Here is an 11,953-nt window from a genome sequence, read left to right as displayed (position 1 = left end):
GCAAGTTTGTTAACTTGCGGTGTGTATAATAAATCAAAAGTAGTCTTTAAAGATTACAATCCCAAGCAAAATTTTCTACTTCCTCCGAGTTTAGAGGAGCTGATAGAACTCAACCATCCAGTAAGAACCGTTTCCGATGTGATTGACGGTCTTGATTTGGAATGCCTTATTAAGAATTACAAACCAGGCGGCACTTCCAGTTACCATCCCCGCATGCTTCTTAAAGTGTTGGTTTATGGTTATTTGTGCAATATTTTTTCCAGCCGCAGGCTTGAGGAAGCCTTGAAGCAGAATATCCATTTTATGTGGTTAAGCGGTATGAGCCGTCCTGACCATAATACTATAAACCGCTTTAGGAGTGAACGCCTTAAAGATGAGGTACGCAGCATCTTTACCCAGGTTGTATTGCTTTTAGAATCCCAGGGACATGTGAGCCTTAAAACTGTTTTTACCGATGGTACAAAAATAGAAGCCAATGCCAACCGGTACACTTTTGTATGGGGCAGATCCATCGAAAGGAATAAAAGGCGCATAGAAGAGCAGCTTCAGGACTTATGGGAGTATACGCAGCAAGTTGCCGCTACTGAATCTAAAGACAAGACAGAAGTTGAGTTTAAGGCTATTGACAAGGAAGCTGTTGAAAAGACTATTAAGAAGATTGACACCGCCCTTAAAGGCAAAAAGATATGCCCTAAAGTACGGCAGAAGCTTAACTATGCCCGTAAGAACTGGCCTGCAAACCTTGAGAAGTATGCTAAGCAAGAAGATATAATGGGTAAGCGAAACAGCTTTTGTAAGACCGATACTGATGCTACTTTTATGCGGATGAAAGAAGACCACATGAAGAACGGACAGTTAAAACCGGGATATAACTTACAGATAAGCACACACAACCAGTTCATTGTAAATTACTCTTTACACCCTAATCCCAATGATACAAGGACGCTACCCGAACATATAAAAATTTTTAAAGAACACTACAATAGACTACCTGAAGAACTTGTGGCTGATGCAGGTTATGGTTCGCAGGAAAACTACACATTACTTGATAATGAAGGTGTTGAAGCATATGTAAAATATAATCATTTTGACAAAGACACCAGAACAGGAATACCAAGTATCTCTTTATCTAATCCCGAAGTAGCCCAGTTAAGAACAAAAGCTTATAACCTGCTCGTAACCGACAGGGGAAAGGAACTCAGAAAGCAACGCTGTCATGATGTAGAAACCGTGTTTGCCCAGATAAAAAACAACAAAGGCTTCCGCAGGTATAATCTGCGTAGCAAAGCCAAGGCCGAAGTGGAAACGGCATTACTTGCTATGGCTCATAACCTCAAAAAATGCCCTGTTAGGACATCATAAAAGGGATAATTTTCTCTTTTTTGAAAAGTAGATGCTTTTACTGGCTAAAAGAGACATCAAAATAGCTAAATCAGAAAAAATAAATCAGAAGATTGTCGGCAATAAAAAAGGGGATGTCCTTTTGAGACAGCCCCTTTTTTTATGGAAAAAAAAGAAGGAGTTAACAGAATGATAACCTTATGAATAGTAAATGATAATGTGGTAATGAGTGTCTGGTTTTTAGGGATATATATTTTTGTATGGCTCAAAATCAAACGAGTTATAATGCAAAAAATGAAAATTATTTGAATGAAATTAATACAATTCAACATATCAAACGTAATGTCTAAACTGAGTTTATCAGCGATAATGCTATTTATTCTTTTTTTCGTTAATACAACTCAGGCACAAGCAATCTTTAGTAACCCGATAACAGGAACGAATCCGAATACTGCAAATCCATATACCGCAGGACAAACCGTAAGCCCGAATATAACCGTTTCCGGTATCGGGCGCGGATCGGGAATAACCGGGAGTAATACAAATAACAGATATAATGCAAGCGGATGGAATGCCGGAGCGTTATCTAATACCCGTTATTTTGAATTTACGTTAACGCCTTCAGCCGGGTATGCTATTAAATTTACCAGTTTTGAATATACCGGACAGGCTTCCGGAACGGGACCTAATGCTTTTGCTTTCCGTTCTTCTCTGGATGCTTTCGGAGCCAATATCGGAACCGCTACGGCTACCGGAACGACAATCAGTTTGGCAGCAGCCGCTTTTCAAAATATAACGCAACCGATTACTTTTCGTATTTATGCATGGGGCGCTTCTGCTTCCGGCGGAACTTTTAGTATAAACGATTTTGCATTTAACGGAACGATAGTGACAACTTGTACGCCGGCAACGGTAACTAGCTTTTTACCAACATCAGGACCTGTTAATACTTTGGTTAAAATTAATGGTAATGGTTTTACAAACGGTTCCGGGACTTCATCTGTTAAGTTCAATGGAGTGGAGGCAACTTCTTTTACTGTTGTTTCCAATACGCTTATCGAAGCCGTGGTTCCGGTAGGTGCAACAACCGGATCGGTAACCATCACAACGAATGGTTGTGTAGGGAATTCAACGCCGGTATTTACAGTGCTAAAAGCAACGTGTACCTCTTTATATCCGGATTTGTTTATTTCAGAATTATACGATGCCGAACGAGGTGATGCCGGAATTATCGAATTGTATAACGGTACCGGATCGACAATCAATTTATCACAGTATTCTATTTTAAGATACGGAACGGCCGGAGATCCGACACCTTCTTATACCATATCGCTTTCGGGAAGTTTGCCCTCGGGAAATTTATATCTGATTCGGATCGGAAATGATGCGCAGGATTGTTCTTTTACGCAGAATATGAGTTATTCTACCGGATTTAATGCCGATGACGGTTTTGAATTGGTTAAAGGAGGAACGGTAATCGATGCCGTAAATGCTCCGAATAATACCGGTTATACAATGATTCGGCGTAATGACGTGACAGCTCCGAGAAGTGTATATGCAAGTAGTGATTGGATGATATCGTCTACGGAAAGTTGTGATGATATAGGAATTCATAATTATTCGGTTTCAAATACCAGTTCAATAACAACGCAGCCGGTAACTGTAACGGTGTGCGAAAGTCAGAATGCAACGTTTACGGTGGCGATGAGTAATACAACCGGAGTGACTTATCAATGGAAAATTTTAAACAGTTCAGGGAACTGGGTTAACGTAACGAATTCAACAACTTATTCGGGAGCTACAACACCGGTGTTGACCGTTACGAATGTACCGGCCGGTTTTAACGGAAACCAATATTACTGTTTTGTAACAACGCCGAGTTGTCAGGAGCATTCCTTTGCGGCGATGTTGAAAGTGATCAATAAACCGGTAACTATGGGGATATACTATAACTAGAAAAACGCATCAAATACTGAAAAATGAAAAAAAACTATTTAAGAATTTTGATTTTAACAATTGTAATGTTGGCATCTTTAGGAACTTATGCGCAACAGACAATTTGTGCCGGATCTGTAAAAAATTACAGCGTCAATACTCCGGGTTCGGGACCGGCTGGCTCAACATATAGTTGGGTGGTAACACCGGGTACATTTGCCGGAACAATTACCGGAACACCTAACGTAAACGCAAATGCGATAACAATCAATTGGGGAACTACTCCGGCTGGAGTGTATAATCTTCAGGTTACAGAAACGAATGCTTCCGGATGTCCGGGAACACCGGTGAATCTTACGGTGACTATTGAAGCTATTCCGGCTAATCCGGTAGTGACATTAGTGCAACCAACATGTACTGTGGCAACGGGAACGATTACGGTGACACCACCGACAGGAACCGGATTTACCTATAGTATTGACGGAACGAATTATCAGTCATCGAATGTCTTTAATAATCTTGCACAAGGGACATATAATGTAACGATCAGAAGTGTAGCAGGTTGTACATCGGGAATTACACCGGCAATAATTAATGCGCAACCGGCAGCACCATCGGCACCGACGGCCTCAGTAACACAACAACCAACCTGTGCATTAGCTACCGGAACTATTACGGTAACGGCACCGACAGGAACAGGATATGAATATAGTGTGGACGGAACGAATTACCAAACCGGATTACAATTTACAGGACTAACAGCCGGAGCGACTTATAATGTTACGGTAAAAGTGCCGGGAGGTTGTATTTCGACTGCTACCGTATTAACAATCGATGTACAGCCTACGGCTCCTGCGGCACCAACGGTAACAGTAACACAGCCAACTTGTGCACAACCAATGGCTACTATAGAGGTGACGGCACCGTTGGGAACAGGGTATGTTTACAGTATTGACGGGGTGAACTATCAGGTGAGTCCGATTTTTAATAACGTAGGACAGGGAAGTTATCCGGTAACCGTTCAAAATGCTACGGGAGGATGTACTTCAGCCATAACAAACGAAACAATCAATCCGCAGCCGGCAGCACCGACAACTTCGGCAATTATTTTCAATTAGTAGAAAAGCAGTCAGTCAACTGACGGATGAAATACGGAATAATGAATAAAAAAAGAAATATACTAGTACACACGTATAACCGGGAAATAAGGAAACTTGTTTCGAAAGTCTGTTGTTTGGTTTTTTGTATGTTGAGTGTTGCAGCATATAGTCAGCAAATAATATGTCACGGAACAAGTTCCTCGGTATACAAGGTCGATGCTACTGAAAACGGAGGAATGGGAACATCAGGATCTGTTTATAACTGGACAATTCCGAATCCGAATTTTTCCGGAATAATAACCTTTTCAAATGCACCGGGTACTAATGAAATTAAAGTGGACTGGCGAAACACTCCGGCAGGAACCTATACGATACAGGTTCAGGAAAAAGATGCTGCAACGGGATGTTTAGGTCCGTTACAACAACTTGCGGTAACATTGAAAAATGCGCCGCAACCCCATTTGGAAAATACATCAACTTGTGTGAACCCGATATCGGGAGTTTTAGTGAATCCGGTAGTGTTAAATCCGGGTATTCCGGCAACAGGTCATACCTTTGTTTGGACATTAAACAATCAGCCGTTATCCGCTATAACACCAATAATTTCTGTAAGCCAACCGGGGAATTATAAGGTTACGGTAACCGATACTACCACCGGATGTGAAGGAGTGGCTATGGCAACAATTAGTGTTTCATCAGCCGCTGTGGTACAAGCTATCGTAAAAGAAGCTTTTGATTTGAATCAGGTGATTGTTGTTTCAGTTCAGGGATCCGGTGATTATGAATACCAGTTAAATGACGGGCCGTTTCAGGATGAGCCGGTATTTCAGGTGAGCCAATCGGGTTATTATACCGTAAGGGTTCATGATAAAAAAGGATGTGGCGATAGTCCGTTGCGTGTCCTGGTATTGAATTATCCGCGCTATTTTACACCAAACGGAGATTCCTATCACGATTACTGGAATATGAAAGACCTGCCGAATCCCGAAAAAGCGAGTATCACCATTTTTGATCGTTATGGAAAGTTGATCAAACAAATTTCTCCAAAAGAAAAAGGATGGGATGGTACTTATAACGGATATCCTTTACCGTCAACAGATTATTGGTTTGTATTGCATTATTATGATGAAGGGGTTCAAAAAGAATTCAAAGCACATTTTAGTATGAAACGATAGTTTATTTTTGATAAAATAGTTCGGATCCTGTTAGTTGGTTTTGGCCAATCTGACAGGATTTTTTTTATTTATAAGGCATAATATAAAGAGTAGAGCCGATTTTGTCGTTTAAAAGTGTGAAAAGTACGATAAAAAGTATGTTAAATGTTAATTAATAAATTGGTAACATACTCATTTTCAAAATATGCAACAACTTCCTATCTTTGAGAACTCAAAAAAAACAAAATAAACAAGTATGAAACAAAAACTACACTACCCTTTATGGAGGTATGCCATTATGCTTATGGTTTGCTTTTTAGGACTAAACTCTTGGGGACAGGTAAGTATTACAGCTGTACCTTACACAAAGTCAGACAATTTTGACGCATACAACCCGACGAGTTCAACAACTGCAAATAATACAATGCCAACAGGTTGGACATTGACAACTACAGGTAATACATATAATGGCAGAACTACAGGAACCGGTGCTACAGGAGGTATTTATGCTTATGGAACCGGAACAGATTTTAGCTTAGGGGCTTTACCGTCATCAAGTAATATACATACTTATACCGTAAGTTTTGTAAATAACACAGGTGCTCCCATTACATCATTGAAAATTTCGTGGGATTATGAACAATGGCGATACGGTGGAAGTAATACATCCGGATGGGATGTTACCGGAACAGGAGCCTTAGCAACGAATACGACTTTAAACGGAAAAGACTTTTCAGGAGTGGCATCAGGTAGTAGTGGTACAGTTGCTGTAACACCTGTACCGGAATTTACCTTAACAGGGTTGAATATTGCTAACGGAGCCGCTTTTGGTATTACATGGGCAACAACTAACCTGACAGGAACTGATAACGGTGTGTCTATTGATAATTTTCATATGACGGCTACTGGTGATCCGGTTGTAGTTCCGGTTGTAACTCCTGCTTCTTTTAACGGTACAGTAGGAACTGCTTTCAGTCAGAATATTTCAGCAACGGGAAATCCAACGAGCTATGCAATTGTAACCGGAACACTACCGGCCGGATTGACGCTTAATACAACAACCGGAGCTATTACAGGAACGCCTACAACTGCAGGAACTGCTACTGTAACAGTAAAGGGAACAAATGGTGCCGGAGATAGTACACCGGCAGCGATCGACTTCACTATTGCAAAAGGAAACCAAACAATCACTTTTGCGAATATCAATAAACAATACGGAGATGCTGCTTTTACCTTAACGGGAACTTCAAGTTCAGGATTAGCAGTTTCGTATAACAGTAGTAATACTGCTGTGGCAACTATTTCAGGAAATACAGTAACAATTACGGGTATGGGAACGGCAAACATTACGGCTTCTCAACCGGGTGATGTAAATTATAATGCAGCAACTGATGTGGTACGTACTTTAACGGTAACGAAAAAAAATGTAACTATTTCAGGATTAACAGCAGATAATAAAGTAGCAGACGGAACTAATGCTGCTACATTGTCAGGAACACCGGTTTTATCGGGAGTAATGGCTGCTGATAACGGAAATGTAACGTTATCAGGAACACCGGTAGCGACCTTTGCTTCAACAGCTATAGGAAACGGAATTGCAGTAACGGTTACAGGATATACCTTGTCAGGTTCTGCTGCTGTCAATTACAACTTAGTTCAACCAACCGGTTTAACGGCAAACATTACAGCTTTACCGGCACCGGTAGCTACAGCTGCTACAGCAATTGAGGCCTACGATTTTACAGCACATTGGAATGCAGTACCACAGGCAACGGCATACCGTTTGGATGTGAGTGAATATGCTACTTTCGGAGTTTCTAGTACAGCTAGTGTTTTAGAATCATTTGAAAACGGATTGAGTACTTCAGGTTATGTCTCAGGAAATGCAACTTTGTCTTCGGGAAGTTGGCCGATAGTGGCTGTTTTAAGAGCAAGCGGAGCTAATACTGTTTCCGGATACGGAGCGCAATTAAGAGCAGGTGACGGTGAAATGACAACGCCAAGTTTTGCAAAAATAAGCTCAGTTGTTTTCTCTGCAAAAAGAGGATCAAGTGCCAGTACAATGGTGGTAAGTAAAATAGTTGGAGGTGTTACAACACAACTTCAATCTATTTCGTTAACAAATACATTCGAAGAATATACGATACCGGTTAATGAAACATCAAATGATGTAAAAATCCTGATTGAAAACGGATCTGGTGTAGCTTATGTGGATGAATTGACCATTAATTATATGAATACCGTACCGTCATTTGTAACGGGATATAATAACAGAAATGTTGGAAATGTTACTTCTTTTGTTGTAAACGGATTAAACCCGAATACAACGTATCACTACAGAGTAAGAGCAGAAAATTCAGCGAGTACTTCTGTTAACTCTAACGTAATTGATGTAACAACCGGTGTAACTGAGGTAACCTGGAACGGAACGGCCTGGTCAAATGTGACAGGTCCGAACGCAACTACAGACGCAATCATTGCAGGTGCTTATAATACCAATACAAACGGTGTTTTTACCGCTAAAAAATTAACATTGAATTCCGGTTCATTCCGTATTGTATCCGGAACTAATCTTACAGTAGTGAATGATGTTGTAAACAATATGACTGCTGCTGATTTTGTAATCGAGAACAATGCAAACCTTATTCAAACAAATGCAGTAGCAAATACCGGTGCAGTAACTTTACACCGTAATTCAGCACCTATCGTGCGTTTGGATCATACTTTATGGTCATCTCCGGTAGAAGATCAAAATCTTTTCGGTTTCTCTCCGAATACATTAACAAATCGTTTTTATACGTATCAGACTTCAACAAATACTTTCGTGAATACCGGATTATCTGCGACCTCTACATTTATACCGGGTAAAGGATTTGCGGTAAGAGCGCCTAATAACTATCAGGCATCACCGGCTGCGGCTTGGGAAGGAATTTTTGTTGGAAAACCAAATAACGGAAGCATCTCATTTGCTTTAGAAACAACAGGAACAGGATACAATTTGGTAGGAAATCCATATCCGTCTGTAGTAAACGGAACCAATTTTGTAAATAATAACCCTACAATCGACGGAACTTTATATTTCTATGCACATACGCTAACAATGAACGCTCAGGGACAATTCCCGGCGGGAACTAACTATGCGACATGGACACCGGGATCTGGAGGAGTTGCAGCTACTTTAGGAACTTCCGGAGTACCGGCAAACGTACCTAACGGTAAAATTCAGGTAGGTCAGGGATTCTTAGTGAAATCATTACCGGCCGGAGGAAACGTTCATTTTGAAAATACAATGCGTGAAGCTAATAATGCGGATCAGTTCTTTAGAGGAGTGGCAACTATTAATACTGCTACACCTACGGATAATGAAATTGAAAGACACCGTATCTGGTTAAATCTGACTAACGATGCCGGAACTGCATTTAATCAGATATTAGTAGCTTATGCTGAAGGAGCAACTGAAGGAGTTGACCGCGGATATGACGGATTGGCTTTCGGTAATACAGGAAGCAGCTTGTCTTCTAAAATTGCAGGAGCAGATTATACAATTCAGGGACGTGCATTACCGTTTAATGATAGTGATGTGGTTACTTTAGGATTTAAAGCAGCTACAGCTGGAAGCTATACAATTTCATTAGGTTCATTTGACGGATTATTCGCCGGTAACCAGGAAATTTACCTAAAAGATAAATCCAACGGAACATTACATAATCTAAGAACGGGAGCTTATACTTTTGCATCTGCAGAAGGTACTTTTGATAACCGTTTTGAAATGGTGTATAAAAACACATTAGGAACTATTGATGCTACATTGGATGCAAATGCAGTGGTCGTGTACAAACAGAACGCGGGATTACATATCGAAACTAAAAATACTACGATTAAAGATGTAGCAGTTTATGATATCAACGGTCGTTTGGTATACCAAAAAGGGAAGGTTAACAATAATACACTGATCATTTCAGATTTATTGGTAGCACAACAAGTATTATTGGTTCAGGTAACAGCTGATAATAATAAAACAACAACAGTTAAAGTAGTTTATTAAAAAATAAAGATCGGGCAGGGTAGTCTGCTATTCTGCCTCATCTTGAAACCACTGATTATGGAAAAAATTAAAACATACGGCTTCTTATTCTTGTTCACAGTATTTACGAATTTTATGGCATTTGCTGCTGATGAACCGGGAGATTTTGGTGATCCGGGCGATACGGATCCATTGGATGTTGATCCGGTGCCGATTAACGGATATTTATTATGGATGGCATTGATCGCAATAGCTTTTGCAATGTTTGTGATTAAAAAAAGAAGAGAAGAAATTCGCAACTAACATAAAAAAGACCCGCATCGCGGGTCTTTTTTTATACATTATTTGCTTTTCTATAGTAGTATTTCCGAATCAGAAAGTAGCCTAAAAAGAGGGCTGCTATAACCAATAGTAGTGTGTGATTGTCTATTGGTACAGGTTCAGGATCACTATCGCCGGGAGGGTCATTCGGAGATGTCTCGTCAACCATAAAAGCGGCAAATGAAGAAACATAAGAAAATAGCAAAATGATAATAAACCATTTTTTCTTTTGAAGTAAGCTCATAAATTTTGGTTAAGGTGTATAAAAATATAAAAATTTATGATAAAAAAGTGAAAACAATTGTCAAATTAATCTTATGGTATTACAAAAAAAGCGTAAACTTTTTAGTCTACGCTTTTCCTTATTGTTTCTTGATGCTTTAATCCAATTCGGAAGTGAAAAGAAGTTTTACTGTCGGGTATTTGCTTTGGGTCATCTGAATTGAAAAATCAGAATCCGCCAGGAATACCAGCTGACCGTATTTGTCTTTCGCTAGGAATTTTTGTTTGATACGTTTAAACTCTGCAAATTCATCATTTTTAGGGTCTTCCGGTTGTACCCAACACGCTTTAAAAGCCGGGAAATTTTCATACGAACATTTTGCACCGTATTCGTGTTCCAATCGATATTGAATTACCTCATACTGAAGCGCTCCTACAGTTCCGATTACTTTACGATTGTTCATCTCCAGTGTAAACAGCTGCGCAACTCCTTCATCCATTAACTGATCAATTCCTTTTTCAAGCTGCTTGGCTTTCATCGGATCGGCATTGTTAATGTAACGGAAATGTTCAGGAGAGAAACTCGGAATCCCTTTAAAGCTCATTAATTCGCCTTCAGTTAGTGTATCACCGATTTTAAAATTTCCGGTGTCGTGTAATCCTACAATATCACCCGGATAAGAGATGTCTACGATTTCTTTCTTTTCGGCAAAAAAGGCATTCGGACTTGAGAATTTCAGATTTTTACCTAAACGAACATGTAAATAAGGTTTGTTTCTTTCGAAGATACCGGATACAATTTTGATAAAAGCCAGACGATCGCGGTGTTTCGGATCCATATTGGCGTGAATTTTAAATACAAAACCGGAAAATTTGTTTTCGTCCGGTTGTACGGTACGGCTATCGGAATCTTTTGGTCTTGGCGACGGTGCGATTTCGATAAAACAATCCAGTAATTCACGAACTCCGAAATTATTTAAAGCAGAACCGAAAAATACAGGCTGAAGATTACCTTCCAGATAAGCCTCACGGTCAAATGGCGGATATACTTCGTCAATAAGTTCCAGCTCGTCCCGTAATTTTTTGGCCGGTTTTTCACCGATTATTTGTTCCAGCTCCGGACTGTTGATGTCTGAAAAAGCAATGGTTTCTTCAATATTTTTACGGCTATCACCCTCAAATAAATTGATGTTCTTTTCCCAGATGTTGTAAATTCCCTGGAAATCATATCCCATACCGATAGGGAAACTAAGTGGCGTAACTTTTAAGCCCAGTTTCTTCTCGACTTCATCCATCAAATCAAAAGCGTCTTTACCTTCACGATCTAATTTGTTGATAAAAACAATCATCGGGATATTACGCATACGGCAAACTTCTACCAGTTTCTCCGTTTGTTCCTCAACCCCTTTAGCTACGTCTACGACTACAATTACACTATCAACAGCTGTAAGTGTTCGAAAGGTATCTTCTGCAAAGTCCTTGTGACCCGGCGTATCCAGAATGTTGATTTTTTTGTCTTTATAATTAAAAGCCAATACGGAAGTAGCAACCGAGATCCCTCTCTGGCGCTCGATTTCCATAAAATCCGAAGTGGCTCCTTTTTTGATTTTGTTGCTTTTTACAGCCCCTGCTTCCTGGATAGCTCCCCCAAATAATAACAGCTTTTCTGTTAATGTGGTTTTTCCGGCATCCGGGTGGGAGATAATACCAAAGGTTCTTCTGCGTTGAATTTCTTTCTGAAAGCTCATTTTTAACAAAAATTAATGGCTGCAAAAGTAGCTATAATTTGCGAGAACTTTTTAATCGGTTTCAAAATAAGATAATTAGAGTAGGTATTCACACGATAATTTTTTGTT

At 39.9% G+C, this 11,953-nt stretch carries 8 protein-coding genes; 6 read left to right on the top strand and 2 right to left on the bottom strand.

Translation table 11 applies throughout. From position 1 onward, the window contains the following. The first annotated feature begins 21 nt into the window (after positions 1-21). From NOX80_RS00120 to NOX80_RS00095, 6 genes are all read left to right on the top strand, one after another. Complete coding sequence (locus NOX80_RS00120) at positions 22-1,362, top strand: IS1182 family transposase (protein ID WP_256549765.1); 1,341 nt, start codon at positions 22-24, stop codon at positions 1,360-1,362. Between the two features lie 288 nt (positions 1,363-1,650). Further along, positions 1,651-3,297, top strand: coding sequence for a lamin tail domain-containing protein (locus tag NOX80_RS00115; protein ID WP_256551329.1), 1,647 nt, complete (start codon positions 1,651-1,653; stop codon positions 3,295-3,297). A gap of 23 nt (positions 3,298-3,320) precedes the next feature. After that, on the top strand, positions 3,321-4,394 hold the full coding sequence (locus NOX80_RS00110; protein WP_256551328.1) for a hypothetical protein: 1,074 nt from the start codon (positions 3,321-3,323) through the stop codon (positions 4,392-4,394). 41 nt (positions 4,395-4,435) lie between these two features. Further along, on the top strand, positions 4,436-5,551 hold the full coding sequence (locus tag NOX80_RS00105) for a T9SS type B sorting domain-containing protein (protein ID WP_256551327.1): 1,116 nt from the start codon (positions 4,436-4,438) through the stop codon (positions 5,549-5,551). Between the two features lie 235 nt (positions 5,552-5,786). Further along, on the top strand, positions 5,787-9,575 hold the full coding sequence (locus NOX80_RS00100) for a YDG domain-containing protein (protein WP_256551326.1): 3,789 nt from the start codon (positions 5,787-5,789) through the stop codon (positions 9,573-9,575). 57 nt (positions 9,576-9,632) lie between these two features. Further along, positions 9,633-9,857, top strand: a complete 225-nt coding sequence (locus tag NOX80_RS00095; protein ID WP_256551325.1) for a hypothetical protein — start codon at positions 9,633-9,635, stop codon at positions 9,855-9,857. Positions 9,858-9,888: 31 nt separating this feature from the next. Here the strand turns inward: NOX80_RS00095 and NOX80_RS00090 are convergent, their stop codons facing one another. Together NOX80_RS00090 and NOX80_RS00085 are read right to left on the bottom strand one after the other, a co-directional pair. Continuing rightward, positions 9,889-10,119, bottom strand: coding sequence for a hypothetical protein (locus NOX80_RS00090; protein WP_256551324.1), 231 nt, complete (start codon positions 10,117-10,119; stop codon positions 9,889-9,891). A gap of 136 nt (positions 10,120-10,255) precedes the next feature. After that, entirely contained in the window at positions 10,256-11,845 is a 1,590-nt protein-coding gene (locus NOX80_RS00085; RefSeq protein ID WP_256551323.1) for a peptide chain release factor 3, read from the bottom strand. Positions 11,846-11,953 lie beyond the last annotated feature (108 nt).

This window comes from Flavobacterium cerinum, assembly GCF_024496085.1.
Classification (GTDB): Bacteria; Bacteroidota; Bacteroidia; order Flavobacteriales; family Flavobacteriaceae; genus Flavobacterium; species Flavobacterium cerinum_A.
Note: the sequence above shows the minus strand (reverse complement) of the source record. Positions and strands in the feature narration are given on the sequence as shown.

Excerpts from the sequence above, each read along its gene's own strand:
- NOX80_RS00115 (WP_256551329.1), top strand. The coding sequence starts at position 1,651 with ATGAAATTAATACAATTCAACATATCAAACGTAATGTCTAAACTGAGT.
- NOX80_RS00110 (WP_256551328.1), top strand. The coding sequence starts at position 3,321 with ATGAAAAAAAACTATTTAAGAATTTTGATTTTAACAATTGTAATGTTG.
- NOX80_RS00105 (WP_256551327.1), top strand. The coding sequence starts at position 4,436 with ATGAATAAAAAAAGAAATATACTAGTACACACGTATAACCGGGAAATA.
- NOX80_RS00100 (WP_256551326.1), top strand. The coding sequence starts at position 5,787 with ATGAAACAAAAACTACACTACCCTTTATGGAGGTATGCCATTATGCTT.
- NOX80_RS00095 (WP_256551325.1), top strand. The coding sequence starts at position 9,633 with ATGGAAAAAATTAAAACATACGGCTTCTTATTCTTGTTCACAGTATTT.
- NOX80_RS00090 (WP_256551324.1), bottom strand. The coding sequence starts at position 10,119 with ATGAGCTTACTTCAAAAGAAAAAATGGTTTATTATCATTTTGCTATTT.
- NOX80_RS00085 (WP_256551323.1), bottom strand. The coding sequence starts at position 11,845 with ATGAGCTTTCAGAAAGAAATTCAACGCAGAAGAACCTTTGGTATTATC.